The 25,952-nt window shown below is 74.9% G+C and carries 33 protein-coding genes; 14 read left to right on the top strand and 19 right to left on the bottom strand.

What is annotated here, in order from left to right; translation table 11 throughout:
• Positions 1 to 117: 117 nt before the first annotated feature.
• From AL2_RS26780 to AL2_RS37710, 6 genes are all read right to left on the bottom strand, one after another.
• Positions 118 to 369, bottom strand: coding sequence for a hypothetical protein (locus tag AL2_RS26780; RefSeq protein WP_067638287.1), 252 nt, complete (start codon positions 367 to 369; stop codon positions 118 to 120).
• Between the two features lie 80 nt (positions 370 to 449).
• Positions 450 to 1,526 (bottom strand): NAD-dependent epimerase/dehydratase family protein, encoded by a 1,077-nt coding sequence (locus AL2_RS26785; protein WP_067638288.1) that lies wholly within the window; start codon positions 1,524 to 1,526, stop codon positions 450 to 452.
• A 116-nt stretch (positions 1,527 to 1,642) separates the two neighbouring features.
• Entirely contained in the window at positions 1,643 to 2,422 is a 780-nt protein-coding gene (locus tag AL2_RS26790) for a methylated-DNA--[protein]-cysteine S-methyltransferase (RefSeq protein ID WP_067638290.1), read from the bottom strand.
• The gene (locus tag AL2_RS26795) at positions 2,419 to 3,138 is read right to left on the bottom strand and encodes an RNA polymerase sigma factor (protein ID WP_067638292.1); all 720 of its coding nucleotides are present in this window, start codon (positions 3,136 to 3,138) and stop codon (positions 2,419 to 2,421) included. The genes AL2_RS26790 and AL2_RS26795 overlap by 4 nt, the downstream gene beginning before the upstream one ends.
• A gap of 37 nt (positions 3,139 to 3,175) precedes the next feature.
• Positions 3,176 to 3,841, bottom strand: a complete 666-nt coding sequence (locus tag AL2_RS26800; RefSeq protein WP_067638294.1) for a response regulator — start codon at positions 3,839 to 3,841, stop codon at positions 3,176 to 3,178.
• Positions 3,838 to 3,987 carry an ATP-binding protein gene (locus AL2_RS37710; RefSeq protein WP_157438386.1) on the bottom strand — a complete coding sequence of 50 codons (150 nt, stop codon included), beginning with the start codon at positions 3,985 to 3,987 and terminating at the stop codon, positions 3,838 to 3,840. The genes AL2_RS26800 and AL2_RS37710 overlap by 4 nt, the downstream gene beginning before the upstream one ends.
• A 210-nt stretch (positions 3,988 to 4,197) precedes the next feature.
• Between AL2_RS37710 and AL2_RS26805 the strand changes: the two genes are divergently transcribed.
• Positions 4,198 to 5,907 (top strand): histidine kinase, encoded by a 1,710-nt coding sequence (locus AL2_RS26805; protein WP_067638296.1) that lies wholly within the window; start codon positions 4,198 to 4,200, stop codon positions 5,905 to 5,907.
• Positions 5,904 to 6,569: a response regulator gene (locus AL2_RS26810; protein WP_067638298.1), complete on the top strand. Its 666-nt coding sequence runs from the start codon at positions 5,904 to 5,906 to the stop codon at positions 6,567 to 6,569. Before AL2_RS26805 ends, AL2_RS26810 begins: the two co-directional genes overlap by 4 nt.
• Positions 6,570 to 6,590: 21 nt before the next feature.
• Here the strand turns inward: AL2_RS26810 and AL2_RS39865 are convergent, their stop codons facing one another.
• The 3 genes from AL2_RS39865 to AL2_RS26825 form a co-directional block, all read right to left on the bottom strand.
• The gene (locus AL2_RS39865) at positions 6,591 to 7,229 is read right to left on the bottom strand and encodes an NADPH-dependent F420 reductase (RefSeq protein WP_067638300.1); all 639 of its coding nucleotides are present in this window, start codon (positions 7,227 to 7,229) and stop codon (positions 6,591 to 6,593) included.
• Between the two features lie 180 nt (positions 7,230 to 7,409).
• Positions 7,410 to 8,195 carry a phosphatase PAP2 family protein gene (locus AL2_RS26820; RefSeq protein ID WP_067638364.1) on the bottom strand — a complete coding sequence of 262 codons (786 nt, stop codon included), beginning with the start codon at positions 8,193 to 8,195 and terminating at the stop codon, positions 7,410 to 7,412.
• 112 nt (positions 8,196 to 8,307) lie between these two features.
• Complete coding sequence (locus tag AL2_RS26825) at positions 8,308 to 8,976, bottom strand: DedA family protein (protein WP_067638302.1); 669 nt, start codon at positions 8,974 to 8,976, stop codon at positions 8,308 to 8,310.
• 259 nt (positions 8,977 to 9,235) lie between these two features.
• On the opposite strand from AL2_RS26825, the gene AL2_RS26830 reads away from it, so the two are divergent.
• On the top strand, positions 9,236 to 9,874 hold the full coding sequence (locus AL2_RS26830; protein ID WP_157438387.1) for an HAD family hydrolase: 639 nt from the start codon (positions 9,236 to 9,238) through the stop codon (positions 9,872 to 9,874).
• A gap of 34 nt (positions 9,875 to 9,908) precedes the next feature.
• On the opposite strand, the gene AL2_RS39870 is transcribed toward AL2_RS26830, so the two are convergent.
• Positions 9,909 to 10,895 (bottom strand): tyrosine-type recombinase/integrase, encoded by a 987-nt coding sequence (locus tag AL2_RS39870; RefSeq protein ID WP_281181620.1) that lies wholly within the window; start codon positions 10,893 to 10,895, stop codon positions 9,909 to 9,911.
• Between the two features lie 114 nt (positions 10,896 to 11,009).
• Here AL2_RS39870 and AL2_RS26840 point away from each other — a divergent pair, with 114 nt between their 5' ends.
• The 8 genes from AL2_RS26840 to cydC all read left to right on the top strand — a co-directional run bounded on the left by AL2_RS26840 (position 11,010) and on the right by cydC (position 20,121).
• Positions 11,010 to 11,465, top strand: coding sequence for a hypothetical protein (locus AL2_RS26840; RefSeq protein WP_067638306.1), 456 nt, complete (start codon positions 11,010 to 11,012; stop codon positions 11,463 to 11,465).
• A gap of 35 nt (positions 11,466 to 11,500) precedes the next feature.
• Entirely contained in the window at positions 11,501 to 12,232 is a 732-nt protein-coding gene (locus AL2_RS26845; protein ID WP_067638308.1) for a DUF72 domain-containing protein, read from the top strand.
• Between the two features lie 564 nt (positions 12,233 to 12,796).
• Entirely contained in the window at positions 12,797 to 13,387 is a 591-nt protein-coding gene (locus AL2_RS26850) for a TIGR03086 family metal-binding protein (protein WP_168444845.1), read from the top strand.
• A gap of 167 nt (positions 13,388 to 13,554) precedes the next feature.
• The gene (locus AL2_RS26855; protein WP_245666965.1) at positions 13,555 to 14,640 is read left to right on the top strand and encodes an MFS transporter; all 1,086 of its coding nucleotides are present in this window, start codon (positions 13,555 to 13,557) and stop codon (positions 14,638 to 14,640) included.
• A gap of 123 nt (positions 14,641 to 14,763) precedes the next feature.
• The gene (locus tag AL2_RS26860) at positions 14,764 to 16,017 is read left to right on the top strand and encodes a cytochrome ubiquinol oxidase subunit I (RefSeq protein WP_067638314.1); all 1,254 of its coding nucleotides are present in this window, start codon (positions 14,764 to 14,766) and stop codon (positions 16,015 to 16,017) included.
• A gap of 25 nt (positions 16,018 to 16,042) precedes the next feature.
• Complete coding sequence (locus tag AL2_RS37715) at positions 16,043 to 16,789, top strand: cytochrome d ubiquinol oxidase subunit II (RefSeq protein ID WP_245666966.1); 747 nt, start codon at positions 16,043 to 16,045, stop codon at positions 16,787 to 16,789.
• A gap of 18 nt (positions 16,790 to 16,807) precedes the next feature.
• Entirely contained in the window at positions 16,808 to 18,409 is a 1,602-nt protein-coding gene (gene cydD / locus AL2_RS26870; RefSeq protein ID WP_245666967.1) for a thiol reductant ABC exporter subunit CydD, read from the top strand.
• A 17-nt stretch (positions 18,410 to 18,426) separates the two neighbouring features.
• Positions 18,427 to 20,121, top strand: a complete 1,695-nt coding sequence (gene cydC / locus AL2_RS26875; RefSeq protein WP_157438388.1) for a thiol reductant ABC exporter subunit CydC — start codon at positions 18,427 to 18,429, stop codon at positions 20,119 to 20,121.
• Between the two features lie 7 nt (positions 20,122 to 20,128).
• Here the strand turns inward: cydC and AL2_RS39455 are convergent, their stop codons facing one another.
• From AL2_RS39455 to AL2_RS26920, 9 genes are all read right to left on the bottom strand, one after another.
• Positions 20,129 to 20,623, bottom strand: a complete 495-nt coding sequence (locus tag AL2_RS39455; protein WP_245666968.1) for a gas vesicle protein K — start codon at positions 20,621 to 20,623, stop codon at positions 20,129 to 20,131.
• Positions 20,620 to 20,823, bottom strand: coding sequence for a gas vesicle protein (locus AL2_RS26885; protein ID WP_067638318.1), 204 nt, complete (start codon positions 20,821 to 20,823; stop codon positions 20,620 to 20,622). The genes AL2_RS39455 and AL2_RS26885 overlap by 4 nt, the downstream gene beginning before the upstream one ends.
• Positions 20,820 to 21,722, bottom strand: a complete 903-nt coding sequence (locus tag AL2_RS26890; RefSeq protein WP_067638320.1) for a GvpL/GvpF family gas vesicle protein — start codon at positions 21,720 to 21,722, stop codon at positions 20,820 to 20,822. Before AL2_RS26890 ends, AL2_RS26885 begins: the two co-directional genes overlap by 4 nt.
• Positions 21,719 to 22,162, bottom strand: a complete 444-nt coding sequence (locus AL2_RS26895; RefSeq protein ID WP_067638321.1) for a gas vesicle protein — start codon at positions 22,160 to 22,162, stop codon at positions 21,719 to 21,721. Before AL2_RS26895 ends, AL2_RS26890 begins: the two co-directional genes overlap by 4 nt.
• Before the next feature lie 6 nt (positions 22,163 to 22,168).
• Positions 22,169 to 22,429, bottom strand: a complete 261-nt coding sequence (gene gvpO, locus AL2_RS26900) for a gas vesicle protein GvpO (RefSeq protein WP_067638323.1) — start codon at positions 22,427 to 22,429, stop codon at positions 22,169 to 22,171.
• Between the two features lie 11 nt (positions 22,430 to 22,440).
• The gene (locus AL2_RS26905) at positions 22,441 to 22,692 is read right to left on the bottom strand and encodes a gas vesicle protein GvpG (RefSeq protein WP_067638325.1); all 252 of its coding nucleotides are present in this window, start codon (positions 22,690 to 22,692) and stop codon (positions 22,441 to 22,443) included.
• Positions 22,693 to 22,697: 5 nt separating this feature from the next.
• On the bottom strand, positions 22,698 to 23,486 hold the full coding sequence (locus tag AL2_RS26910) for a GvpL/GvpF family gas vesicle protein (protein ID WP_067638327.1): 789 nt from the start codon (positions 23,484 to 23,486) through the stop codon (positions 22,698 to 22,700).
• Entirely contained in the window at positions 23,483 to 23,920 is a 438-nt protein-coding gene (gvpJ, locus tag AL2_RS26915; RefSeq protein ID WP_067638329.1) for a gas vesicle protein GvpJ, read from the bottom strand. Before gvpJ ends, AL2_RS26910 begins: the two co-directional genes overlap by 4 nt.
• A 200-nt stretch (positions 23,921 to 24,120) precedes the next feature.
• Entirely contained in the window at positions 24,121 to 24,450 is a 330-nt protein-coding gene (locus tag AL2_RS26920) for a hypothetical protein (RefSeq protein ID WP_067638331.1), read from the bottom strand.
• Positions 24,451 to 24,754: 304 nt separating this feature from the next.
• Between AL2_RS26920 and AL2_RS26925 the strand changes: the two genes are divergently transcribed.
• Genes AL2_RS26925 through AL2_RS26935 form a run of 3 tightly spaced genes read left to right on the top strand, consistent with a single transcriptional unit; the run spans position 24,755 to position 25,950 of the window.
• Positions 24,755 to 25,369 carry a hypothetical protein gene (locus tag AL2_RS26925; RefSeq protein WP_157438390.1) on the top strand — a complete coding sequence of 205 codons (615 nt, stop codon included), beginning with the start codon at positions 24,755 to 24,757 and terminating at the stop codon, positions 25,367 to 25,369.
• Entirely contained in the window at positions 25,366 to 25,632 is a 267-nt protein-coding gene (locus tag AL2_RS26930; RefSeq protein WP_157438391.1) for a monovalent cation/H+ antiporter complex subunit F, read from the top strand. Before AL2_RS26925 ends, AL2_RS26930 begins: the two co-directional genes overlap by 4 nt.
• Before the next feature lie 24 nt (positions 25,633 to 25,656).
• Positions 25,657 to 25,950 (top strand): monovalent cation/H(+) antiporter subunit G, encoded by a 294-nt coding sequence (locus AL2_RS26935; RefSeq protein ID WP_067638336.1) that lies wholly within the window; start codon positions 25,657 to 25,659, stop codon positions 25,948 to 25,950.
• Positions 25,951 to 25,952: the final 2 nt, after the last annotated feature.

Below are 25,952 nucleotides of genomic sequence, written 5' to 3' on the forward strand. Positions count from 1 at the left end.
ACACCAGCCACCGCCGCCGCGTCCGCGCGTCCGGCGGCTCCGGCGGGCGGAGCGCGACGTCACCCGGCGCGGACGAGTCCGGCGCCGGGTGACGCGAGGGTGACGGCGGGAGGAGGGTCAGCCGCCGAGGCTCTCCAGGGCGACGTCCAGGCGCTGGGCCAGGGCCTCGATCTGCTCCTCGTTGGCGCCGGTGTCCAGTTCGGCGATGACGGCGTCCCGCGTGGTGATCACCAGGGCGTCCTCGGGCCCGCCGCCGCGGCTGGGATCGGCGGGGACGACGGTGGCGCGTCCCCCGACGACGACGAGCGCGGCGTCGCGGTCGGCGGAGGCCAGCAGGGTGTGCAGGTGGTCGGAAGTGATCGTCGGCATCGGGTGGCCTCCAAGCGTGCGGTGGACTGCGGTGGACGGTGACGTCGGACGAGCAGGTCGGGGTCTCGGTCGGGGTCTCGTCAGGGTTTGCGGCCCGCGCCGGTGGCGAACTCGCGGGCGCGGGCCGGGCCGCCGGTGCCGGGCGCCAGCGGCGGCGTGTCGCGCCCCGAACCGGCGCGCAGCCCCTCCAGGAACTCGGTGAAGGCCTGGCGGGCACTGTGCTCGGGCGTCCAGCCCAGCTCGGTGCGGGCCCGCGACGTGTCCATGACGGGGATCTGCATCGCCAGGTCGAACAGGCCGGGCGAGGCGGGCACCAGGTGCAAATTCCACGCGGCGGCGATCGCGGCCCGCACCCCGCGCTCGGGGACCCGGACGGTGCGGGCGCCCAGCACGTCGGCGAGCTCGGCCGCGTCCATGACGGGGTCGGCGGCGAGGTTGAACGCGCCGCGGACGTCGCGCGTCGCGGCGAGCCGGAACGCCTGCCCGGCGTCGGCGGAGTGCAGGAACTGCATCCGCAGGCCCGGCATGTCCGGCACGACCGGGATGATGTCGGGGCGGGCGAGCCGGCCGGGCAGCAGCGGCCCGGCGAACAGCCGCCGCTGCTCGCTGGCGCTCTGCCGCTCGAAGATGAACCCCGGCCGCATCCGCACCACGCGGCAGCCCGGGGCGGCGGTCTCGAACGCGTCCAGCAGCCGCTCGACGTAGGCCTTCTCCCGGGAGTAGGCGGCGCCGGGCCAGCCGTGCGTCGGCCACGACTCGTCCACGGCCCGGTCCTTGGGGCCGGGGGAGTAGGCGCCGACGGACGAGGAGTACACCAGCGCCGGCACCCCCGCCTCGGCGACGGCGTCGAACACCCGGCCGCTGCCGATCACGTTGGCGTCCCAGGTGACCGCGGGCCGGTGCGTCGGCTGGAACAGCCACGCCAGATGGATCACGACGTCGGCGCCGCGCACCAGCGGGACCAGGTCGCTGTCGGTGACGTCGGCCTCCGCCCACTCGATCTTGCCGGTGCCGGCCGGGTCGGTCTCGCGCGCCGCGCCCGGCCCGGGCTCGCGGCGCGCGAGGCCCGTGATGGCGGTGACGGCCGGGTCCGCGGCCAGCGCGCGCAGCGTGCTGGTCCCGATGTTGCCGGTGGCGCCGGTGACGACGACGCGCATGGCGATCTCCCCTTCGTCGGCGGTCCTCGGTGCGGGACGCAGGCGTCCCCGCAGGTGGACGGCCCATTCCCGGACTGCGCCGATCTATGCGCACGCCGGCGGGAGCGCCCCCGCGGTCAGGCGGGCTGGGCGTCGCCCGGACGGCAGTGCAGGCACGGCCGGTACCCGGCGGCCCGCGCCGCGGCCAGGTCACGGAACCCGCGCCGGTGACCGGCGGTGATCCGGCGCGCGTCACCGCACGTCGGGTAGCACACGATCCCGGTGGTGTCGGAGCCGACCAGCCGCACCCCCCGCCGCGCCAGCTCGGTGACCTCGTCGACGTCGACGTCCTCGGCGCGCAGCAGCCGCTCCTTGGCGTCCGCGCCGAACACGTAGTCGCCGAGCGAACCGTCCGAGCGGGTGACGCGGTGGCAGGGGATCAGCAGCGGGACGGGGTTGCGCCCCAGCGCCGACCCGACCGCGCGGACCGCCTTGGGCCGTCCCGCCAGCCGCGCCACCCACGCGTAGGGGCGGGTCTGCCCGCGCGGGATCCGCGCCGCGGCGCCCAGCACGGCGGCCTCGAAGTCGCTGAGGCCCCGCAGGTCCAGCCGCAGACCGCCGAGCCGGCCGGTGCGCAGCGCGGGCACCAGCCCCGCGGGCGGACGGTCGGCGGGCAGCAGCGGCCGCGCGAACCGGTCCCGCCACGCCTCGGCGAACTCCCGCTCGCCCATCCCGGCGCGCAGATAGGCGACGCCGTGGTCGGTGAAGGCGACCTGCAGGTCGCCCAGCGGGCCGGGCACGCGGGCGCGGCGGGCGGCGATGCGGTCGAGCAGCGCCGGCGGCGCGTCGGCGGCCAGCCCCGCCAGTTCCCGGGTCAGCGGGTCGTGCGCCTCACCGGCCGGATCGGTGCGGGTCATCGGATCTCCCCTCTCCGACTTCGAGGGCCGGGGGCGCGCGGCGGCGCCCCGTGCGGGTCCTCACGCCGGTCCTCGTGCGGGTCTTCCTGCGGGCTTTCGTGCGGGGCGGGACGGGGCAGGGCGCGCAGCCGTCGCAGCCGCGCCAGCCCCCGGGACACATGCGACTTGACGGTCCCCTCGGGCACGCCGAGGACGACGGCGACCTCCGCGACGGGCAGATCCGCGACGTGCCGCAGCACGACGGCGACGCGCTGGGCCTCGGGCAGCTCGGCCAGCAGCGCCGCCAGCTCACGGCCGGTCTCGTGGCGCACGGCGGCCTCCTCCACCCCCTCGCCCGGATCGGGCGGGTCCGGGGCGTCCTCGACCGGGCCCGCCGGCGCCGGGCGCCGCGCCGCCGACCGCAGGCTGTTGCGCCACACGTTCGTCAGGATCGCCAGCAGCCACGCCCGCGGCCGCAGCTCCGCGATCCGGGCCGCCTCGTACCCGGCCAGCGCCCGGTAGGCGCGCAGGAACGCCTCCGCCGACAGGTCCTCGGCCTCGGCCCACCGCCCGCACAGCCGCAGCGCCGTCGAGAACACCGCGCCCCGGTACGCCTCGTACAGGTCCGCGAACCCGGCGTCCAGGTCCCGCGCCAGCGACGCGGCGATGTCCGCGCCCGCCGCGTCGCCCGCACCCCCGGCCGGGGTGCGGGGGAGAACTTCGTCCGTAACCGTCACTTCCGTTCAACACCGCGCCCGCCCGACCCGTTGCGGTTCAGCCGAGCCAGCCGGGACGGATCACGCCCGTCTCGTAGGCCAGCACCACCAGCTGCGCGCGGTCCCGCGCCCCCAGCTTGGCCAGGATACGGCTGACGTGCGTCTTCGCCGTCGCCGGCGACAGCACCAGCCGCCCGGCGATCTCCTCGTTCGACAGGCCCGCCGCGACCAGTTCCAGCACCTCCCGCTCCCGGTCGGTGAGGGAGTTCAGCTCCACCGCGGGCGGCGGCGCGGCGATCCGCGACGCGAACTCGGCGATCAGCCGCCGCGTCACCGTCGGCGCCAGCAGCGCGTCCCCCCGCGCCACCACCCGCACCCCGTGGATCAGCTCCGGGGGCTCGGTGTCCTTCACCAGGAACCCGCTCGCCCCCGCCTTGATCGCCCCGTACACGTAGTCGTCCAGGTCGAACGTCGTCAAGATCACCACCCGGACGCCGGCCAGCCGCGGATCGGCGATGATCCGGCGCGTCGCCTCCAGCCCGTCCAGGACCGGCATGCGGATGTCCATCAGCACCACGTCGGGCCGCAGCTCGCCCGCCCGCGCCACCGCCTGCTCCCCGTTCCCGGCCTCGGCGACGATCTCGATGTCGTCCTCGCCCTCCAGGATCGACCGGAACCCCGCCCGCACCAGCGTCTGGTCGTCGGCCAGCATCACCCGGATCACGCGCCCTCCTCCATGTCCGCCACCCCGTTCGCCGCCCTTTCCGCCACCTGGCCGTCCAGCGGCAGCCGCGTCCGCACCCGGAACCCGGCCCCCGAGCCCGGGCCAGGGGTCAGCTCCCCGCCGACCGACGCCGCCCGCTCCCGCATGCCCCGCAACCCGTTCCCCTCCGCCGCCGGCGCGACCCCACCGGCCGGGCCGCGCTTCAGATCCCGCAGGCCTACCGGGGTCCGGACGCGGGGGCGCCGTCACGGGCCCAACCGTAGTTCAGCCCACCCCGCCCCCGCGATCTTCACCACCGCCCGAACCCTGACTTTCGTCAGTAACACCGCATTTCACTCGCCACTAGCGTGGAGCCCGTGAACGACTCCGCGGCCGCCCGGGCACGCCACACCGCCGCCCGCACGGCCGCCCGCACCGCCCGCGCCCTCCGCCCGCACGCGCTGCGCACCGCGATCCGGCGGCCCACCCGCGCCGCGCTGGCCAAGGACGCCCTGCTCTACGCCGTCCTGGCGTTCCCCACCGCCGTCACCATGATCTCCCCCCTCCGCCCCGGGCAGGCGTCCTGGTGGCTCCAAGGCGCCGGCCTCGCCGCCCTCGCCGCCGCCGTCGCGGTGTGCCGCACCCATCCCACCGCCGCGCTGCTCACCGCCATCTCCCTGACCGCCCTCCACGGCAACTTCGCGTTCGCCATGCCCGTCCTGTCCTACCTGACAGGCCTGCGGACCCGCCGCGCACAACCCGTCCTGTGGGGATTCACCGCCGTGCTCATCGGCGGCGTCCTCCTGTCGATCGCCCGCGGCCTGGCCGTCACCACCTGGTTCCCCTCCACCGTCTGGCTCGTCCTGCTCGGCGTCCTGCCCTGGCTCGTCGGCCGCTACTGGCGCCAGCACCAGGAACTCCTGCGCGCCGGCTGGGAACGCGCCGAACGCCTCGAACACCAGCAGCGCATCATCGCCGAACGCGAACGCCTCCGCGAACGCGCCCGCATCGCCCAGGACATGCACGACTCCCTCGGCCACGAACTCGCCCTCATCGCCGTCCGCGCCGGCGCCCTCCAGGTCGCCCAAGGACTGGACGACCGGTACCGCGCCGCCGCCGCCGAACTGCGCACCGGCGCCGCCGACGCCACCGACCGCCTCCGCGAGATCATCGGCGTCCTCCGCGAAGACGCCGGCGAAGACACGGGGGAGGACCCGGCCGCACCCGTGCGGCCCACCCGCGAAACCATCCCCGACCTCGTCGACCGCGCCCGCGCCTCCGGCGTCCCCGTCCACCTCACCGGCACCCTGCCCGACCTCGCGCCCATGGCCGCGCTCACCGCGCACCGCGTCGTCCAGGAGGCCATCACCAACGCCGCAAAACACGCACCCGGCGCCGCCGTCACCGTCACCCTCACCGGCCCCGGCGACGGCACCGGCACCGTGACCGTCGCCAACGACCCGCCGCCCGGACACCCCCCGCCGCTGCCCGCCGGCGGACGCGGCCTCACCGGCCTCACCGAACGCGTCCGCCTCCTCGGCGGCACCCTGCACGCCGCACCCGCCCCCGGCGGCGGCTTCACCGTCACCGCCGACATCCCGAACACGGCACCGGCGCCACGCCCACGCCAGCAGGCGCCGCCCACCACGCCGGGGGAGTGGCCCTCCGAATCCGCCCGCCACCTCGCCCGCGAACGACTCCAAGTCCGCCGCGGCCTCATCACCGCCATCACCGTCCCCGCCGCGCTCATGGCCCTCCTCGGCGCCATCACGGCCGGCTACCACGTCTGCGCCGCCCTCAACTCCGTCCTCCCGCCCGCCCACTACGCAGCCCTGCGCATCGGCACACCCCAGCACCAGGTCGAGCAGAACCTGCCCCGGATGGAGACCACCGACTCCGGCGTCGTCCACGCCGTCGTCCCCGAACCCGCCCACGCCGACTGCCGCTACTACCGCCCCGACGCCGACCTCCTCGGCGTCTCCCGCATCTACCGCCTGTGCTTCAGCGGCGGCCGCCTCACCGCCAAGAACAGCTACGACACCAGCCGGCTCAGCACCGCGCACCGCACCGACCAGGAGAACGAGTGATCAGGGCCCTGCTCGCCGACGACGAGACGATGATCCGCGCGGGCGTCCGCGCCATCCTCACCGCCGACCCCGGCATCGACGTCGTCGCCGAGGCCGCCGACGGCCGCGAGGCCATCGACCTCACCCTCCGCCACCGCCCCGACGTCGCCCTCCTCGACATCCGCATGCCCCGCCTCGACGGCCTCGCCGCCGCCGCCGAACTGCACCGCGCCGCCCCCGCCACCGGCATCATCATGCTCACCACCTTCGGCGAGGACGACTACATCGCCCGCGCCCTGTCCGGCGGCGCCAGCGGCTTCCTCCTCAAATCCGGCGACCCCCGCGAACTCATCGCCGGCGTCCGCGCCGTCGCCGGCGGCGCCGCCTACCTGTCCCCGCAGGCCGCCCACCGCGTCATCACCCAGATCGGCGGCGGCCTCGCCGGCGGCGCCCGCGCCCGCCGCCGCACCGCCGGCCTCACCCCCCGCGAACGCGACGTCCTCGCCCTGCTCGGCGCCGGCCTCCCCAACGCCGAGATCGCCGCCCGCCTCCACCTCGTCGAAGGCACCGTCAAGGCCTACGTCAGCGCCATCCTCACCCGCCTGGACGTCCGCAACCGCGTCCAGGCCGCCGTCCTCGCCCACGAAGCCGGCCTCGTCGACCGCACCGCCGGCACCCCCTGACCCGCCCCGCCGCGGCCCGCGTCAGCGGTGCACACCGAAATTGAACGACGGCGTGCCCAGCCGCCCGAACAGCACCAGCCACAACGACACCAGCTGCTCCACCGCCCGAGCCGTCGACAGCGGCCCCAGATCCACGATCCGCTCACCCGGCCACCCGAGACCGCCCAGCAGCTCCGCCGCCACCTTCTTGGCGCCCTCGTCGTCCCCCGACACGAACACCACATGCTCACCCGGCACGGACGACGGCCGCACCATCACCGCGCTCGTCATCGTGTTCAGCGTCTTCACCACCCGCGCGCCCGGCAACGCCTCCTGGATCCGCTCGGCCAGGCTCAGCCCGCCCGGCGCCATGACCGCCGGCGGGAACCCGGCGGAGAAGTCCAGCGGATTCGCCACGTCCACCACCACCCGGCCCGCGAGATCACCGGCGGCCCCCAACGCCTCCAGCGACGCCGCCCCGTTCGTGGCGTTCACCACCACCTCCGCGTCCCGGCACACGCCCGCGAAATCCCCATGCCGGCCGCCGTGCTCCCGCGCCCACTCCACCGCCCGCGCGTTGTCCGCAGTCCGCGACCCCACCGCCACCTCGTGCCCGGCGCCCACCAGCGCCGTCGCCAGCCCGCGCCCCACCTCGCCCGTCCCCAGCACCGCGATCCGCATCCCCGTCCGCCTTCCATTCGCCGTCACACCCGTGCGAACCCATGCTCAGCGGACGACCCCGGCACCGTCCAATACCCACGGTGATAACCAACGGCTATGAAACCCCGCCCCGAAGACGCGCAACGGCCGCCCCCGGCGGCGACACAACACCACCAAGGACGGCCCGGCCGGCCCCTCCGGCTAGCGGAGAGGACCAGGGCGGCGCGTCACGCCGCCCATCACATCCGGCATCGTCACCGACGCCTCATCCAGAGGAGCGTCCATCGGAGCGGCACCGGCCGCCACGCCCATACCGGCGTGCCGCACCGGCAGCCCGAGCGGCCCGCCCATCCCCGGCGAGCCCGCCGCACCCGCGCCGGACGCCACCGGACGCGCACCCAGCAGCACCGCACCCGCCGCCACGCCCCGCAACGACTCCACCAGCGGCCCCAGCACCCGCACCAGCACCAGCGCCACCAGCGGAGCCACCACCACCCCCACCAGGAAACCCGCCGCCACATCATGCGGGTAATGCACGCCCACGAACACCCGCGAGAACGCCATCAGCGCCGCCAGCGGCAGCACCAGCGGCGCCATCGCCCGCCACGCCACCACGATCGCCGCCGCAGACGCCGCCGCGATCGTCGCGTGATTACTCGGGAACGACCAGTCGCCCTGCGGCGGGCACGCCGCGATGTGCACCGCCCCCGCCACCGCCCGGCACGGCCGCTCCTCCTCGATGAAAGTCTTCGACACCTCACTCACCAGATACGCCGACACCACCGCGAACGGCGCCGCCAGCGCCAGCCCCATCGCCCGCGCGTCCAGGCCCCGCGCCCGCCACCAGCCCACCACGAACAACACGGCGAACAGCAGCAGCCCGCCATCGGTCCCCACGTCCGCCGCCTCATGCACCCAGGACGGCGTGCCCTGCGCGAAATCGGTGATGTCCCGGTACAGATCGGCGCTGAAATCCGGCGCTCCCATGCTCTCCCTCACGCTCACGGGCGACCTACGCCCGACACCCTTGAGACACCGGGCCGACCGCCGAAGTTCACCCTACGGCCACCTTCACCAGAAGCCTGTCACTTTCCCGCCATCACCCGCCGGACAACGGCCCCACCCGCGCCACCGCGTCCCCCTCCCGCCGCCGCTCCCGCTCCACGACGGCCGCACGACGGCGCCGCCGAACGAAACGCGCACCCTCCACCACACCCGCCACCGACAACGCCGCCCCCAGCCCGACCACCACACCCTTCAGCGGGTCGTCCTCGAACGCCACCCCGCCCACATAACCCAGCAACGCCCCGTACAACCCCCACGACACCGCCGCCACCCCCGCGAACACCGAGAACCACCGCAGCCGGTAACCCACCGCCCCCATCGTCACCGTCACCGCCGTCCGCCCACCCGGCACATACCGCGCCACCACCAGGATCAGCCCGCCCCGCTCGGCCATCGTCCGCCGCGCCCAACCGAACGCCGCATGCCGCCGCGACCCCGCCCGCAGCCCCCGCACCAGCCGCCCACCCGCCCGGCGCCCCAGCAGAAACGACACATGATCACCGGCGAACGCGCCCAGCGCCGCCGACACCACCACCGCCGCCAACTCCGGCTCACCCGACGCCGCATACACCCCCGCCGTGATCACCAGGCTCTCGCTCGGCACCACCGGGAAGAACCCGTCGATCGCCGCGACCGCGAACAGCACCAGGTAGAACCACGGCGACGTCACCGCCGTGTCCACCACACCCAGAAACCCGTCCATGCCCAGGACGCTAGAAAACGATCACCACCCAGCGGATCCCGCGAACGGCCACCACCACCCCCGACTTTCGACGGGGGCCCACCGGCGCCCCCTGCCGAGGACGTACGACCCGCCCCTCATACCGAAGGACGACCCGCCACCCCACGGTCGTCCCCGCCCGCCATCTGGGCCGCAGCCCTCATCTCTGACGCGCCAACCGGCCCTCCGCACCGAAAACCGTTCGCGGTGCAGCCTCCACGTCCGGCACACTCCACACCCTGTGGGACACCTGCACATCTTCGACATGGACGGCACCCTCCTCGCCGGCACCACCGCCAACCTCGAAATCGCCCGCCACCTCGGCACCCTCCCCGAACTCCACGAACTCGAGGCCCGCTTCACCGCCGGCACCCTCGACACGCGCGGCTTCTCCATCGAGATCCACCGGCTCTGGCGCCACCTCACCCCCGACGTCGTCGCCGCCGCCTACACCGCCGCCACCTGGCTCACCGGCATCGCCGACGTCTGCGCCGACATCCGCACCCGCGGCGAACACTCCGCCGTCATCACCATGTCGCCCGACTTCTTCGCCCGCCACCTCACCGACCTCGGCTTCGACGACGTCGTCGCCTCCCGCTTCCCGCCGATGCCCTTCACCGGCACCCTCGACCCCGCCGGCATCCTCACCCCCGCCGACAAGGTCCGCATCGCCGAGGAACTCCGCGCCCGCCACGGCCTCAGCACCGCCCAATGCACCGCCTACGGCGACTCCATGTCCGACGCGCCCCTCTTCAGGCACCTCGCCAACACCGTCGCCGTCAACGCCGACCACCACCTCGCCGACATCGCCGCCCTCGACTACCGCGGCACCGACCTCACCGAGGCCTACGCCCTCGCCCGCACCCTCCCCGCCATCTGACCGTCCGGGGGAACGCGGCAGGGGAGCGGGCCGGTCAGCCGCCCCCGCGCCCCTCCACCGGACCCAGCAGCGGATGCACTCGCATCGCCGCCTCCAGCTCACCCGGCAGCTCGTCCCGGTAACGGCCCAGCGTCGACAGATCCGCGTGCCCCAGCACCCGCCGCACCGCGTCCATGTCCGTCGCCGCCGCCAGCAGATGCGTCGCCGTCGTATGCCGCAGCCCGTGCGGCGTCACACTCCGCCGCCGCACCGGCTCCACCCGCTCCAGCACCCGGTCGATCACCCCCTGCACATCACCCCGCGCCAGCCGCCGCCCCCGCCACGACAGCAGCAGCGCCTTCGGCTCCCGCCCCCGGTCCAGCAGCCGCCGCCCGTCCGCCAGGTACGCGTCCAGCACCTCCACCACCGGGCGGGGGAGCGGCACATCACGCGTCCGCCCGCCCTTACCGAAGATCCGCCAGTACCGCGTCCCCCCGTTGACGAAGAAGTCCTCCGTGTTCGCCGCCGTCAGCTCCGACACCCGCGGCCCCACCGCCGCCAGCAGCAGCACGATCAGCCCGTCCCGCAGCTCCGTCCGCTGATCCCGCCGCCGCGCCGCCACCGGCTCCTCCGCCAGATCACGCGCCGCCCCCAGCAGCCCCTCCGCCTGCTCCACCGTCAGCGAGCGCCGCTCCGCCCGCAGCCCGCCCCGCTGCTTCGGCCGCACCGTCACCGCGTCCATCGGATTCAGCTGCACCCACCCCGCCACCACCGCATACCGGAAGAACGCCGACACCGAACGCCGGAACCGCGCCTGCGACGCCGCGCTCTGCGACGGCGCACCCCCCGGCTCCGCCGTCCGCACCCGCCGCCGCTCATCCGGCTTGCGCGCGAACCGAAGCAGCACCTCGTCGACGTCCTCGCCCGTCAGATCGTCCAGCACCCGCTCCGCACCCGCCAGCGCGGCGAACGTCACCACGTCCCGCGCGTACACCTCCGCCGACGCCGGCGCCAGCGCACCCGTCGACGTCTTCGCACGCACCAGCTCCCCATACCGATCCACGCACTCGGCCACCGTCAGACGCTGAACACCGGAAGGACGCACCCGCCGGACGCTACCGCCCGCCGCCGACACAACGCCCGTAAGATCGGCACGATGACGGACCGCGCACTGTTCGACCAGGTCGGCGAGATCATCCGGGGATCGACGCCGCCCGCCCTCGGACGCCCCCACGTCCAGGTCCGCCACAACGGCGTCAAAGCATGGTTCGGCGACCCCGCACCCCAGCGCGAGCACTACGAGGCCCAGGTCATCCCCGCCGACCTGGCCCCCGGCGCCCGCACCCACGCCGTCGAGATCGGCTTCCACGCCGAACACCGCGACGAGCCCGCCAACGAGGCCGCCCTCACCCGCCTGCTCACCACCGAGCCCCGCTGGCGCGCCGAACTCGGCGACGACCCCGCCACCGGGCCCTTCCTCGGCCGCGGCACCTGGCGCCGCATCTCCGAGACCTGGCCCGACCTCGACCTCGACGGCCCGGACGTCGCGTTCGACATCGGCGTCCGCCTCGTCGACTACATCCGCGTCCTCGAACCCCACCGGCGGGTATGACCGGCGGCACGCGCCGCCGGGGGAGAGGAGGGCCGATGCTGATCGGCACATCGGGATGGCAGTACGCCGACTGGCGCGGCGTCCTGTACCCGCCGGGCGTCCCGCAGCGGCGCTGGCTGCACCGCTACAGCGAAATCTTCGGCACGGTCGAGAACAACAACGCCTTCTACCGGCTGCCCGGCCGCGAAACGTTCGAGCTGTGGCGCGGCAACACCCCGCCCGGTTTCGTCATGGCGGTGAAGGCCAGCCGCTACCTGACCCACATGAAACGCCTCATCGAACCCGCCGAACCGGTCGCGCGCCTCATGAACGCCGCGGCCGGCCTCGGCTCCAAGCTCGGGCCGGTCCTGCTGCAGCTCCCGCCGACCCTGCGGGCCGAGCCGGGCCGCCTCGCCGCCTGCCTGGAGGAGTTCCCGCAGGACGTCCGCGTCGCCGTCGAACCCCGGCACCCCACATGGTGGACGGACGAGACCCGCCGCGTCCTGGAGGACCACCGCGCCGCCCTGTGCTGGACCGACCGGCTCGGCCGTCCCCAGACGCCCCTCTGGCGGACCGCCGGGTGGTTCTACCTGCGCTTCCACGAAGGCCCCGCCGAACCCTGGCCGCACTACGACGACGAGACCCTCGAGAGCTGGGCGGACGAGCTCGCCGGCGCCGACGACGCCTACGTGTACTTCAACAACGACCCCGGCGGCGCCGCAGTCCGCAACGCGCTCCGCTTCGCCGACCTCACCGCGGCGAACGACACACCACCCCAAACGGACTAAATGGTACAAACCAGACAGAATTCAGCTTCTGTCCGGTTTGTCATCCGGAGTGGTACAGCCTCCGTCGGAGGAGGGGCGGCACCACTGCGCCGCCACTTATGCCATAGCTGCGGTGACCTGCCGCCGGTTCCGGCAGACCAGGCGCATGAACGACTCGTCCCAGTGCGTGAAGTCGTTCCCGGCCGGGTCCACGGTGAAGACCGTTTCACGCTCGGTTCCGCGGAACACGGTCCGTGACGATGCCCGGAGGCTGCACAGAATGGTCGCGGCGTCACCGGGGTGTCGGGGCGCAGCGGTCCAGCGTCACGACGCGACCCGGATTGTCGGCGGCAAGCGCGCGCGTGCGCGAAACGCAGAACACGCGTTCCGTGCCCGGATTGCTCCGTTTCCAGCAGGTCTGATCGTTGGTCGATAATGTACATTATGTTAAGTAGAGCAGATGGGACGCTGCGGAAGCAGAGTCCGCCCTCGGCGTACGGCGATGTACGGCGCGGGCGGGGCGACTCCGAAGGCTCCCGGGTTTCATTGGCCGGGATTGCTCGTTACGTTGGCGGGGTCCCTGCGATGGTGACCGATCCCGGTGGTGTCGGCATGGTTCCTGAGGCTTTTGTTCGGGCGTTGGACGGGTTCGAGGCGGTCCTGGGCGGGGTGCCCGCGGATCGGTGGTTGTCGCCGTCGCCGTGCCAGGGGTGGGCTGCGGTCGATGTCGCGGGGCATGTCACCGCCGGGCTGCTGGTGATCGAGATGCGGGCGGCCGGGCGGCCTCTCCCCCAGGACGATCCGGATTGGCGGGAGGTCGCCGGTGCGGATCCGGTGGAGTCGTGGCGTGCGGTGCGGGCCCGGATGATGGCGGAACTGACGCCCCAGGCGCTGGACCGGACGATTCCGCTGGCGTTCGGGGACGTCACGACGCTGCGGGAGTGGATCGAGGAGTATCCGTTGGAGCTCCTGGTGCACACGTGGGATCTGGCGCGTGCCACCGGCCAGGCTGCGGAGTTGGACGCGGATCTGGTGCGCGCCGCTCTGGGGACGGCGGAGCGGATGGTGCCGCGCGGGCGCGAGGTGGGAAAGGTGGGGCCGGAGGTCGGTGTCGGGGACGGTGTCTCTGAGCAGGCGCGGCTGCTGGCGTTGTTCGGGCGGGATCCCGCGGCCTGAGCCACTCCCCTCCCCCGGGCGGTTTTTCGGGTGCGCGGACGTGACGCGGCGGCTAGGGTGCGGGTATGCGTCGACGACATTGATCTTCACCTGAGGCGGGGCTCGCGCGGAGGCTGTATGTCTACGCGTTCCTTGAGGATTTCGTCCTTCTCTATCCGGTTTATTCGGTGTTGTTCGCTGATACCGGCCTGTCCCCCGCTGCGATCTCGTCGCTGTTCGTGATCTGGTCGGTTACGACGTTCTCGCTGGAGTTGCCGTCCGGTCTGTGGGCGGATCTGGTCTCGCGCCGGCTGCTGCTGGTGGCCGCTCCCCTGCTCGCGGGGACGGGTTTCTGTTTGTGGTCGTTCTTCCCCTCGTATCCCGTGTTCGCCGCGGGTTTCGTGTTGTGGGGCGCCGGGTCGGCGCTGCGTTCGGGGACGATGCAGGCTCTGGTGTACGGGGAGCTGGAGCGGGCCGGGGCGGCGGGCGCGTACGCGCGGCTGATCGGGCGGTCGGAGGCGGTGTCGCTGCTGGCGGTGGTCGCGGCGTCGGCGGTGGCGTCGCCGGTGCTGGCGGCGGGTGGCTACCGGGGGCTGGGTACGGCGAGTGCGGCGTCGTGCGTGCTGTGCGCGGTGGCCGGGTGGTTCCTGCCGGAGTCGCGGGGCCGCGACGCCGAGGAGGAAGAGGAGCCGTCGCTGGTTGCGGTGGTGCGCGAGGCGTGGGCGCAGGTGCGGCGGGAGCCGGCGGTGCGGTGGTCGCTGGTCCTGGTGATGGTGCTGGAGGGGGTGACGGCGCTGGACGAGTACGTGCCGCTGCTGGTTCGGTCGACGGGTGCGGCGGAGACGTCGGTGCCGGCGCTGGTGGCGGTGGTGACGGCCGGTGACGCGGTCGGCGGCTGGCTGGCGGGGCGGCGCGCCGGGTGGCTGGCTCCGGTGCTGGTGGTCGGTGCGGTGTGCCTGGCGGCGGGGTCGCTGAGCGGGCGTCCGGCCGGGCTGGCGGGGGTGGCGGTGGCGTTCGGGGTGTTCCGGTGGGCGATGGCGGCGGCGGACGCGCGGCTGCAGGCCCGGATCGGGGACGGTGCGCGGGCGACGGTGACGTCGGTGGCGGGGTTCGGTTCGGAGACGGTGGCGGTGCTGGTGTTCGCGGGGTGGGCGCTGGGGTCGCGGTGGGCGGACGCGGGGGTGCTGATGGGGGCGGCGTCGGTGCCGTACGTGGTGGTGGCGTTCGTGCTGGGGTCGGGGGCGCGGCGGGGGCGTGTACATCGGGGGATGTAGGCGGCGGGGGGCCGCTACGCCAAAGGCGCAGGGCGGTTGCACGCTCGCGCCCGATTCGCCGGTCGAGGGTGTGCGCCGAGGATCGTGGAGTCGTTTTCGGACCGATTCTTGGGGCGTGTGCCGATGGGTGGGGATCCGCTGATGCTGGCGCGGGTGCAGTTCGCGTTGACGGCCGGTACGCATTTCCTGTTCGTGGCGTTGACGTTGGGTTTGGCGACGCTGGTGGCGTTGACGCAGACGCGGGCGACGGTGTCGGGGAGTGCGGTGCATGCGCGGATGGTGCGTTTCTGGGGCCAGTTGTACGTCGTGAACTATGCGGTGGGGATCGTCACGGGGCTGGTGATGGAGTTCCAGTTCGGGTTGAACTGGTCGGGTCTGTCGCGGGTGTCGGGGAGCGTGTTCGGGGCGCCGCTGGCGCTGGAGACGATCGTCGCGTTCTTCGTGGAGTCGACGTTCCTGGGGCTGTGGATCTTCGGGTGGGATCGGCTGAACCGGTGGGTGCATCTGGCGCTGATCTGGGTGGTGACGCTGACGGCGTACCTGTCGGCCTATTTCGTGCTGGTGGCGAACGGGTGGCTGCAGCGTCCGGTGGGGTTCGAGATGGTGGACGGCACGGCGCGGCTCACCGATGCGGGGGCGCTGCTGGCGAATCCGACGGCGCTGCTGGCGTTCTTCCACGTCCTGTTCGGGGGCCTGCTGACGGCGGGTTTCTTCATGGCGGGGGTGAGTGGTTTCCATCTGCTGCGGCGGACGGCGGAGGTGGAGTTCTTCCGGCGGTCGATGCGGATCGGGTTGCTGGCGGTGATCGTGTCGGTGATGCCGGTGGTGGTGTTCGGCGGGATGCAGTTCCGGTACGCGCAGCCGACGAAGACGGGCGGGGACGGCGCGGCGGCGGCGGCGGTGGCGGGCTTCACGGCGCGGTTCGGGCCGGGCGATTACGTGGCGCCGGCGGCGGCGCGGGTCGGTGAGGGCTTGATGGTGACGATGTGGCTGCTGATGGTGCTGGTCGCGGTGGTCGCGCTGGTGAAGTTCCCGTTCGGGGGGTGGCTGGTGCGGGGCCGGGTCTTCCATGTGCTGGTGATCGCGGCGGTGCCGCTGCCGTATGTGGCGATGATCTCGGGCTGGGTGTTCCGGGAGGTGGGGCGGCAGCCGTGGATGGTGTACGGGGTGCTGAAGACCGAGGACGCGCTGTCGCCGGGGGTCGGGGCGGGGACGGTCGCGGTGTCGTTCGCGGTGTTCTCGGTGCTGTTCGCGGCGCTGTTCGGGGTGAACGCGTGGCTGCTGGCGCGGTTCGCGCGGCGGGGGCCGGGGGGTGCGGGGCTGGGCGCCTCTCCCCCGGTGGAGCCGGCCGCGGCGGTGCTGAATCCGACGTTCTGACGTGTGACGTTTCGACAGGAGCCTGATGATGGACTCTCTTGCGGTGGTGTTGCTGGCGGTGTTCTCCGGCGGGTATCTGGTGCTGGCCGGTGCGGACGTCGGGGTGGGGATGCTGCTGCCGTGGCTGGGCCGGGACCAGCGGGAGCGGCGGCTGGTGATCGCGTCGTTCGCGCCGTTCTTCCTGGGGAACGAGGTGTGGCTGGTGGCGGCGGCGGGCCTGGTGGCGGGTGCGTTCCCGGGGCTGGAGCACCGGCTGCTGGAGGAGCTGTATCCGGTCTTCGCGGTGCTGCTGGTCGGCTGGGTCGTGCGGGACATGGGGTTGTGGCTGCGGGGGCGGGTGGACGCGGCGGGGTGGCGGTCGGTGTGGGACGGCGCGATCGTGGCGGGCAGTTGGGCGCTGGCGGTGGCGTGGGGTTCGGTGCTGGGTTCGCTGCTGGGCGGCGGCGGGCTGAACGCCGGGAGTGTGCTCGGTCTGCCGCTGGCGGCGCTGTTCGCCTGGCATGGGGCGGGGTTCGCGCGGTGGCGGCTGCCGGTCGGGCTGGCGGTGCGGGCGGGCCGGTTCCCGGCGCGGTACGGGCTGTCGGCGCTGGTGATGGGGTGTGCGCCTGTGGTGGCGGGTGTGGAGGTGCCGTGGTCGGAGGTGGTGGCCGAGGGCGGCGGGCTGGCGTTGACGGTGGTGGGGACGGTGGTGGTGCTGCCGTTCCTGTTGGGGTCGCAGGCGCTGGTGTGGTGGACGTTCCGGGGGCGGGTCGAGGCCCCGTCCTACCTGTAGGGGGTTTGGGTGAGGGCGGTGGAGCGGCGACTGCTGCGGCTGGTGCCGCGGCGGGTGAGTGTGCTGCTGGGGGTGCTGGCGGCGGGGCAGGGCGTCCTGCTGATCGTGCAGGCGGAGCTGCTGGTGCGGGCGGTGGCGGGGCTGGACGCGGGCCCGCTGCCGTGGCTGGCGGGTGCGGTGGCAGGGCGGGCGGTGCTGGCGTGGGCGGTGACGCTGGTGGCGGGCCGGGCGGCGGCGCGCGCGAAGCGGGGGCTGCGGGAGGGGCTGCTGGAGGTCCCGGCGGGTGCGGCGGGGGCGCGGGTGACGCTGCTGACGCGGGGTCTGGACGCGGTGGATCCGTTCTTCACCGGGTATGTGCCGCAGTTGCTGGCGGCGTGCGTCGTCCCGCCGCTGGTGCTGGTGCGGCTGCTGGCGGCGGATTGGGCGTCGGCGCTGGTGGTGGCGGTGACGGTGCCGCTGGTTCCGGTGTTCGGGGCGCTGGTGGGGATGCGGGCGGCGGCGCTGACGGGTCGGCAGTGGGGGCTGCTGCAGCGGCTGGGCGGGCATTTCCGGGACGTGCTGGCGGGGCTGGGGACGTTGCGGGCGTTCGGCCGGACGGAGCATCAGTCGCGGGTGGTGCGGGAGCTCGCGGGTGAGCATCGCCGGGCGACGGTCCGGGCGCTGCGGGTGGCGTTCCTGTCGTCGCTGGTGCTGGAGCTGGTGTGCGCGCTGTCGGTGGCGCTGGTGGCGGTTCCGGTGGGGTTGCGTCTGCTGGACGGCCGGATGGTGCTGGCGGCGGGGCTGCTGGTGCTGGTGCTGACGCCGGAGGTGTATCTGCCGTTGCGGGCGCTGGGGCAGCGTTTCCATGCGAGTGCGGAGGGGGTGGCGGCCGCGGAGGAGGCGTTCGCGGTGCTGGACGCGCCCGGGGCCGCGCCGCGCGGCGGGGTCGTTCCGGCGGGGTCGGCGCCGGAGATCGTGCTGGAGGAGGTGACGGTCCGGTATCCGGGTGCGGCGGTGGCGGCGCTGGAGAGGGTGTCGCTGCGGGTGGCGCCGGGTGAGCGGGTGGCGGTGACGGGCCCGTCGGGTGCGGGCAAGTCGACGCTGCTGCTGGTGCTGGCCGGGTTGGTCTCCCCCGGTTCGGGGCGGGTCCTGGTCGACGGGGTGGATCTGGCGGATCTGGACCTGGCGGCGTGGCGGGCGCGGCTGGGGTGGGTGCCGCAGCGTCCGCACCTGTTCGCGGCGTCGGTGGCCGACAACATCCGTCTCGGTGCGCCGGGTGCGGGCGATGAGCGGGTGCGGGAGGCGGCGCGGGCGGCCGCCGCCGATTTCGTCGATGATCTGCCTCGCGGGTACGCGACGGTGCTCGGTGAGGGCGGTGCGGGGGTGTCGGCGGGGCAGCGGCAGCGGCTGGCGATCGCGCGGGCGTTCCTGGCGGGTGGTCCGGTGATGCTGCTGGACGAGCCGACGGCGCGGCTGGACCTGCACAGCGAGCGGGTTCTGGTGGACGCGGCGGCGCGGCTGCTGGCGGGCCGGACGGCGGTGCTGGTGGCGCATCGTCCGGCGCTGCTGCGGGTCGCGGACCGGGTGGTGCGGCTGGAGGGCGGCCGGGTGTGCGAGCCGGCCGGGACGGGGGCGGTGTGAGGGGCGTGTGGGGTGCGGTGCGGCCGCAACTGGTGCGGCTGGCGGGCGCGGGGCTGGCGGGTGCGGCGGCGGAGCTGTGCGGGCTGGGGTTGGTCGCGTCGGCGGCGTGGCTGGTCGCGCGGGCGGCGCAGCGGCCGGAACTGGCGGCGCTGTCGCTGGCGATCGTGGCGGTGCGGGGGTTCGCGCTGGCGAAGGGGTCGCTGCGGTATGTGGAGCGGCTGGCGGGGCATGACGCGGCGCTGCGTGCGCTGGCGGAGCTGCGGGGCCGGGTGTTCGACGCGCTGGCGGCGGCGCGCCCGTCGGCGCGGGGGCGGGTGCGGGATGGTGATGCGTTGTCGCGGATGGTGTCGGATGTGGATGCGGTGCAGGACCTTGTGCTGCGGTGCGTCCTGCCCGCGGTGGCGGCGGTGGCGTGCGGGGTGGCGGGTGTGGTGGTGTGCGCGGCGGTGTGCGTGCCGGCGGGTGCGGTGCTGGCTGCGGGCGTGTTCGCCGCGGGTGTGGTGGTGCCGGTGGTGGCGGCGGCCGCGGGCGGCCGTGCGGCGGTGCGGGCTGCGGCGGGGCGGGAGGAGCTGGCCGTGTGCGCGCTGGACGTCCTGGAGGGCGCGGCGGATCTGGCGATGTTCGGTGCTTCGGGCAGGTTCGCGGCGCGGGCGGTGGGTGCGGCGGGGCGGCTGGAGGGTGCGGAGCGGTCGGCTGCGCGGGTCGCGGCGCTGGTGGCCGCGGCGGGGTTCGCGGTGCAGGGCGTGACGGTGGCGGCGGTGGTGTGGGCGGGGTTGCGGGCGGGGGTGGACGGGGTCGGTGCGGCGGTGCTGGCGCTGACGGCGCTGGTGGCGGTGGAGTCGGTGCTGCCGCTGGCGGGGGCGGCGCTGCGGCTGCGGGAGGTGTGGCCGGCGGTGCGGCGGGTCGGTGCGGTGCTGTCCGCTCCCCCGGAGCTGGCGGTGTCGCGTCCGGTGGCGGTGCCGCGGGGCCCGCTGGGGGTGGAGCTGTTGGGAGTCCGCGTCTCCTACGGTGCCGGGGCCGCGCTGGACGGCGTGGACCTGCGGGTGGGGCGGGGCCGCCGGGTCGCGGTCGTGGGGGCGAGCGGTGCGGGGAAGAGCACGCTGCTGGCGGTGGTGTCGGGGGAGGTCGCGGTGGCGTCGGGCGCGGTGGTGCTGGGCGGGCGGGCGCTGGCCCGGTACGCGCCCGGGGACGTGCGGGCGGCGGTGCGGGGGCTGGCGCAGGACGCGCACGTGTTCGCCGGGACGGTCCGCGCGAACGTGCTGCTGGCCCGGCCCGGTGCGAGCGGGGAGCAGGTGGAGGCGGCGGCGGCGCGGGCGCGGTTCACCGAGGTGGTGGAGGCGCTGCCGGACGGGTGGGACACGGTGGTCGGCGCGGGCGGGCGGGGCCTGTCGGGCGGGCAGCGGCAGCGGCTGCTGCTGGCGCGGGCGCTGCTGGCCGATCCCGCGGTGCTGCTGCTGGACGAGCCGGCCGAGGCCCTGGACGCGGGGGCGGCGGACGCGCTGACGCGGGACCTGCTGGAGGCGCCGGGCGGTGGGACGCTGCTGCTGGTCACGCACCGGCTGGCCGCGCTGGCGGCGGCCGACGAGGTGATCGTCATGGATCGGGGGCGGATCGTCCAGCGGGGACGGCACGGTGAGCTGCTGGCGGTGCCGGGCGCCTACCTGGATCTGTGGGAGGCCGAGCTCCTGGCGGGCGGGGTGAACGCGGGTTGAGGTGCGCTCAGTCGTCGGGGAGGAGGGGGCCGAGGGGCCCCAGGTCGAGGTTGAGGTCGTGGTCGTCGAGGTCGAAGTGGTCCTTGAGGCGGGTCATCGCCTCGTCCAGCCGCATCAGCGCCAGTCCGAGGTCCTCGACCTGCCGGTCGGTCAGGTCGCCGCCCTCGGCGCGGCGCAGCGCCTGCCGCTCCATCAGCTGCCGGATCAGCTCGACCAGCGTCAGGACGAGCTTCACCAGGTCCCGCTCGACGGTTTCGGGGTCGGCGCGCAGCCGCTGCATGGTGCGGGACGAGCGTTCCCGCAGGTCGCGCTCGCGGGCGGGTGCCGCCCGCACCGGCGCGCCGTGCGAGGGGGTGCGGCCGGCGAGGATGTCGTCGGTGAACGGGTCTCCCGCCGCGGGGTCGCGCACCGACACGTCCCCGGTCACCGGCCGCCGGTCCCAGGGGTCGTGGGGGGCGCGGTGGTCGTGGGGGGTGCGGGGCTCGTGGTCGGGTCGGGTCACGTGTCCTCCTCGGGCAGCAGCTCGTCGCGGACGGTGGTGATCAGGGCGCGCAGCGACACCTGCACCAGGTCGACGCCGGCGATGGAGATCACCAGGTCGCCGGTGATGACGACGCCGCCGGCCAGCAGCCGGTCGAGCAGGTCCACCAGCGCGATCCGCTGCATGGGGGCGTCGCCGCCGTGGTCCAGGACGGCCGTCACGCGTCCCCCGGGACGCGCGCGGGCGTGGTGTCGGCGGTGTCGATGAAGGAGTACGGCGGCCACGGCCCCGTCACCTCCACCTCGATGCCGGCCAGCCGCTCCCCGGCCGCCCGGGTCACCGCCAGGAATCCCGGCACCTGCTCCTCGTCCAGCAGGTAGGCGGCGTTGAGGATCTGCGCGCCGGACCGGCCCGACAGGCGCGGGTCCTGCGGCGGGTGGTGCCGGGACGCCACGGCGTGGTCGGCGAGTTCGGTGTGCACGGCGTCGGCCTGCTCGCCCGCCCGCCGTCCCGCGTCGGCGCGGCGGCGGCGCTCCTCCTGCCGGCGCCGCAGGTAGGCCGTCCCGACGCCGCCGGTGGCGGATTCGGGTCGGGGGCCGGTGAGGGGCTCGGCTCTGGGCGCGAGCCCCCCACCGGGATCCGTGCCGCCGGCGTCGGCGGAAGCGGGGGCGGGGGTGTCGCCGCGCATGGCCTCGGCGGAGGCGTAGGCCTTCACGCCCCACTCCGACCTGCCGGCGATCAGGTCGAGGATCTCGGTGAACCGCGCGCCCTGCGCGGCCAGCACCTGCGCGACGCGCTCGTCGTCGCGGTAGATCGTCGCGATCCGCACCGGCGCGGTCGGTGCGGCGTGCGCGGCCCGGTCCACCACGTCGTGGTGGGCGCGGGCGGTGGCCTCCAGCCACCCCAGGTCCTCCAGGTTGGCGCGCAGTGCCGCCTCCCCGTACTCGGCGAGCGCGACGGTGCTGACCAGCGCGGTCAGCCCGTCGGCGACCACGCCGCGCACGGGGGCTCCGGCGACGCCGGCGGCGCCGCCGAGCGCGGCGGGGTCCAGGCCGCGCGCCACCCCGTACAGGTAGACGGCGGTGTCGGCCGGGTCGCCGGCCGTCCGGGCAGCGGTCATGGTGTCGGCTCCTTCCCCCGCGCCGGCGGGGCCGCCTCGCTCGTCGCGCCGTCCCCTGCGCTCGCACCGGTGTCGCCGCCGTCGGGCGGGCCGGCCTCCAGGGCGGCGAGGCGCTCGCGCAGCCGCCGGTTCTCCTCCAGCAGTTCGCGGTCGGCGTCGCGCGCGCCGTCGGTCTGGTTCTGCCGGGCCTTGGACGACAGCGACGGGTCGTGCTCCCACCAGTCGATGCCCATCTCCTTGGCGCGGTCCACCGAGGCCACCAGCAGCCGCAGCTTGATGGTGAGCAACTCGATGTCGAGCAGGTTCACCCGGATGTCCCCGACGATCACGATCCCCTTGTCGAGGATGCGCTCCAGCAGGTCCGCCAGGTTGGCCGAGGTCCGCTCGCCGGCCATCGACCGTGCCGGGGACCGCTGCCCGGTCCAGGAGATCTCGCTCACTGCGTCTCAGTCCCTCTCCACTCGTCCGCGGGGGTAGCGGCGGGCGCGGCGGTAGGCGACCAGCTCGCCGTCCGCGTCCACCTCGGTGTCGTAGCAGGCGAGGATGTCGGCGGAGTCGGGGATGCGGCGGGTCTCCACGACCTCCACCGCGACGCGCCAGCCGTCCTCGCCGGTGCGCTCGATCCCCACCACGGACTCGGCGCTGCGGCCGGTCATGGCGGTGACGTGCTCGGCCGCGCGTTTGGCGGCCTCGGACGCGGACATCATCGGCGGCCTCCCTACCGGCCCGGCTGGTAGCCGCGGGCGCGGCCCTCGTTGAGCCGGCGGATGAGTTCCTCCTCGCGGACCGCGGCCTCGTCCTCGGTGATCTCGCCGTTGGCGACCTCGTCGGCGATCTGCTGCATCTCCGCGGCGATCCGGCCGGGGTCGTACAGCTGCGCCTCGGCCTGCTCGGTGAGGGTCTCGGCCAGCCACACCACGCCCTTGACGGGCGCGAGCGGCAGGGTCACCAGGCCGCTGAACAGTCCCATGGCCCTCACGCCTCCGGGACGAAGTCGTAGGGCGGCAGCGGCCCGATGAGCCGGATCCGGATCCGGTCGGCGTGCGCCTGGCCGAGTTCGTCCACGGCCTGCTCGAACTGCTCGCGCCGGTCGGCGGCCACCAGGAAGGAGGCGTCCAGGACGTCCTCCTCCCGGGCGGGCGTCTTGCGTGTGAACGCCTCCGCCGCCGGGGCCGCGGCGTCCAGCAGGATCTGGCCGTCGTGTTCGCGGCGCCGCTCCATCGCCTGCGCGATCAGCTCGCCGAGGCGGATCCGGTCGTAGTAGACGGCGTCGGCGGCGTCGGGCGGGACCTCCCGCAGCCGCCGCGACAGTTCGGCGATCTCCGGTTCGGCCGCCATGATCTCGCCGAGGACCTCGTCCTGGACGTAGGTGGCCTTCAGGCGCAGCTCGATCCGGCCCTCCAGCTGGTCCAGGACCTGCCCGAGGCGGTCGGAGTTGCCGGCGAGCAGTTCCTTCTCCACGGCCTCGCGGTCGGCGAGCGCGGCGCCGAACCGGAACGGCAGCACCACGGTGCCGGCGTCCACCAGCGCGTTCAGCACCCGCTGGTGCGCCACCAGGTCGGCGCGTTCGCCGAGGGCCCGGCCGGCCGGCAGGTCGCTGACGACGGCGGCGCACACGCCGCCGTCGCGCACCAGCGACACCGGCCGGTCGTCCAGGCCGTTCACATCGGCGGGCAGTTCGGCGTCCGCGCGGGTCACGCCGTACACGTACTGCGGGACGCGGACACCGGGCTCCTGGCCGCCGGGGGGTTGCGGCGTGGTCATTCTTCCTCGTCCTCCTTCTTGCGGGACGAGCGGCGCCGCGCGGGCTGCTTCTCCTCGTCGGAATCATCGGAGTCGCCGCCGAAGGTCTCCTTCAGCCGCTCCCCGGCGCCCTCCAGGGCGCCGCGGGTCTTCTTCTTCGCGCCCGACTCCTGCATGCCCTCCACGAACTGCGGCAGCCCCTGGGAGGTGCCGTCGTGGGCGATGTCGAGCCGGTTCACGGCCTCGGCGAACCGCAGGTAGGTGTCGACGCTGGCGACGACGATCCGCACGTCGATGGTGAGGATCTCGATGCCGACCAGCGACACCCGCGCGTACAGGTCGATGACCAGTCCCTTTTCCAGGATCAGGTCGACGACGTCGGCGAGGCTGCTGCCGGTTCCGCCGCGCTGGACTTGGTTGCTGCCCGAAGTCTGCTGGGCGATCGGCCCAGTCATGTCATCTCCTCGATCGGGGGTTTGCTCTGGGGGTTTGGCACGCCCCCCGGTGTACCCACACTGATCTCTCTAAACGGGCGATCCCGTTTCGGTTACCCGCTGGTCAAGCGGCGCGGGCCGGACGCGCGGGGTGCGGGCATGCCGGGACGCCCCCGGCGGGCCGGGGGCGTCCCGGGGCGAAGGCCGGCCGGGGCCGGCGGTCAGCGTTTGCGGGCGGTGATGCGGCCCACGACGACGCCGGCGACGGCGGCCGCCGCGACCGGCGCGGCGCGCAGGAACCGCCGCAGGTTCACCAGCTTGACCAGGGCCGTGGCCCGGCCGGGCAGGGCCGCGACCTGCCCGCCGGCGCCGGCGGCGGCCCGCCCGGCCGACTGCGCGGCCGACCCGGCGGCGCCGGCCGTCTCCTGCGCGCCTCCGGCGGCCTTCCCCGCGGCCTGCCCGGCCGCCTTGCCGGTCGCCGTGCCTGCCTTGCCGGTGGTCGCGGTCACCTTGTCCGTCCCGTTTCCGGGAACCGAGGGGGTGTTCATCATGTGTCCTTTCGTCGGGGGAATCGTGTCGGCCGGCTGGTCAGCCGCCGCGCCTGCCGGACGAGTTCGGCGGGCCCGTGCTCCTCGGTCGCCAGGAAGCACCCGTACCTGGTCATCGGCGCCTCCCCCTGTGCGGTCGGGATCGGTGTGCCGTCGGTTCGGTGCGCGTGGCCCGTACCGCGCTGTACCCGCGCGGGCCACGGCAAACATGCCCGCCGCCCGTCCCGAGGCCCGTGCGGGCGGCGCTGCGGGCGGCGGGACGGGCGGCGGGACGGTTGGAACCGTCGCTCCGGGTATGCCGGAGGTCATGCCCGCCCCAAGACGCGCCCCCGAGCCCGGCGCGCACCGCCCGCACGCGCACCGCATGCTGCTGCTGCGGCCCGGTCCCGCCCGCCGCGCCGCCGAGCCGCTGGCCTGGTGGGCGGGCCTGCTGGCGGTCTACCTGGGGCTGGTGTCCACGATCTCCGTCACCGAGATCACCGTCGCCGCGGTGGCCGCGGCGGCCGGTGCCGCCGCCGCGGTGGCCGCCCGCCGCGCCCTGCTCAGCACCGGCACCGCCCGCGACCTCGAGGGCGGGCGCGAACCCGCCGCCGACCGCGTCCCGGCCGTGCGGCCGGTGCCCCCGGCCCGGCTCGCCGCGCCGCTCGCGCGGCTGCCCGGCCAGGTCGTCGCCGACACCGCCCGGGTCATCGTGCGCGGCGCGGGCGGCGGGGACTGGACGGTCCTGGCCGTCGCGCCGGGCCCCGCCGACCGCGGCGCCGCCACGCTGCTGATGTCGGTGTCGCCGGGCACCTACGTCGGCGGCGTCGATCCCGAGCGGGGCCTGCTGCGGGTGCACCGCCTCGCCCCCGGCGCCTCCCCGTTCGAGCGGCGGCTGCGCGCGGCCGCGCTCGTCGGCGGCCCGGACGGGGAGGCGCCGTGACCACCGGCGCGGTCGGCACGGCGGTTCCCGCGCTCGCCGTCATGGCCGGCGGGCTGCTGCCGGCGCTGCTGGCCACGCTGCGCGGCCGTCCCGCCGGCCGGCTCGCCGGGCTCGTCGTCACCGGGCCGCTGGTCACCCTCGTGCTGGTGCTGCTGGCCGCCGCCTACGGCCGGCCCGCCTACCTGGACGTGGCGCTGGTGCTGGCGCTGCTGTCGTTCGCCGGGTCGCTGGTGTTCGCCCGGTTCCTGAGCCGGACCCTGTGAGAGCCACGTGGAAGGGGATTCCCGATGAGCCTTGACCTGCTCGCCGACGCGCTGACGTGGGCCGGTGCGGCCGTCGCGGTCGCCGCCGGGCTGCGGCTGCCCTTCACCCGCGGCGCCGCCGCCCGCCTGCACGCCGTCGCGCCCGTCACGGCGCTGGCCGCGCCGCTGCTGATCGCCGGGGTGGCGCTGCGGCCCTGGTCGTCGTGGCACGACGTCGCCAAGCTCGCCGTGATCGCCGTGCTGCTCACCGCGACCGGCCCGCCGGCCGTGGTCACCGCGGGGCAGGCCGTCGCACGCGCCGCCGGCGGATCGGAGTGAAC

It is taken from the genome of Actinomadura latina NBRC 106108, from assembly GCF_001552195.1.
Taxonomy (GTDB): Bacteria; Actinomycetota; Actinomycetes; order Streptosporangiales; family Streptosporangiaceae; genus Spirillospora; species Spirillospora latina.

What these genes read in the sequence shown, in the direction of transcription:
- AL2_RS26780 (WP_067638287.1), bottom strand. Translation starts at nt 369, where the DNA reads ATGCCGACGATCACTTCCGACCACCTGCACACCCTGCTGGCCTCCGCC.
- AL2_RS26785 (WP_067638288.1), bottom strand. Translation starts at nt 1,526, where the DNA reads ATGCGCGTCGTCGTCACCGGCGCCACCGGCAACATCGGGACCAGCACG.
- AL2_RS26790 (WP_067638290.1), bottom strand. Translation starts at nt 2,422, where the DNA reads ATGACCCGCACCGATCCGGCCGGTGAGGCGCACGACCCGCTGACCCGG.
- AL2_RS37710 (WP_157438386.1), bottom strand. Translation starts at nt 3,987, where the DNA reads ATGCGGGAGCGGGCGGCGTCGGTCGGCGGGGAGCTGACCCCTGGCCCG.
- AL2_RS39865 (WP_067638300.1), bottom strand. Translation starts at nt 7,229, where the DNA reads ATGCGGATCGCGGTGCTGGGGACGGGCGAGGTGGGGCGCGGGCTGGCG.
- AL2_RS26820 (WP_067638364.1), bottom strand. Translation starts at nt 8,195, where the DNA reads ATGGGAGCGCCGGATTTCAGCGCCGATCTGTACCGGGACATCACCGAT.
- AL2_RS26825 (WP_067638302.1), bottom strand. Translation starts at nt 8,976, where the DNA reads ATGGACGGGTTTCTGGGTGTGGTGGACACGGCGGTGACGTCGCCGTGG.
- AL2_RS26840 (WP_067638306.1), top strand. Translation starts at nt 11,010, where the DNA reads ATGACGGACCGCGCACTGTTCGACCAGGTCGGCGAGATCATCCGGGGA.
- AL2_RS26845 (WP_067638308.1), top strand. Translation starts at nt 11,501, where the DNA reads ATGCTGATCGGCACATCGGGATGGCAGTACGCCGACTGGCGCGGCGTC.
- AL2_RS26850 (WP_168444845.1), top strand. Translation starts at nt 12,797, where the DNA reads ATGGTGACCGATCCCGGTGGTGTCGGCATGGTTCCTGAGGCTTTTGTT.
- AL2_RS26860 (WP_067638314.1), top strand. Translation starts at nt 14,764, where the DNA reads ATGGGTGGGGATCCGCTGATGCTGGCGCGGGTGCAGTTCGCGTTGACG.
- AL2_RS37715 (WP_245666966.1), top strand. Translation starts at nt 16,043, where the DNA reads ATGATGGACTCTCTTGCGGTGGTGTTGCTGGCGGTGTTCTCCGGCGGG.
- AL2_RS26890 (WP_067638320.1), bottom strand. Translation starts at nt 21,722, where the DNA reads ATGACCGCTGCCCGGACGGCCGGCGACCCGGCCGACACCGCCGTCTAC.
- gvpO (WP_067638323.1), bottom strand. Translation starts at nt 22,429, where the DNA reads ATGATGTCCGCGTCCGAGGCCGCCAAACGCGCGGCCGAGCACGTCACC.
- AL2_RS26905 (WP_067638325.1), bottom strand. Translation starts at nt 22,692, where the DNA reads ATGGGACTGTTCAGCGGCCTGGTGACCCTGCCGCTCGCGCCCGTCAAG.
- AL2_RS26910 (WP_067638327.1), bottom strand. Translation starts at nt 23,486, where the DNA reads ATGACCACGCCGCAACCCCCCGGCGGCCAGGAGCCCGGTGTCCGCGTC.
- gvpJ (WP_067638329.1), bottom strand. Translation starts at nt 23,920, where the DNA reads ATGACTGGGCCGATCGCCCAGCAGACTTCGGGCAGCAACCAAGTCCAG.
- AL2_RS26920 (WP_067638331.1), bottom strand. Translation starts at nt 24,450, where the DNA reads ATGATGAACACCCCCTCGGTTCCCGGAAACGGGACGGACAAGGTGACC.
- AL2_RS26925 (WP_157438390.1), top strand. Translation starts at nt 24,755, where the DNA reads ATGCCCGCCCCAAGACGCGCCCCCGAGCCCGGCGCGCACCGCCCGCAC.
- AL2_RS26935 (WP_067638336.1), top strand. Translation starts at nt 25,657, where the DNA reads ATGAGCCTTGACCTGCTCGCCGACGCGCTGACGTGGGCCGGTGCGGCC.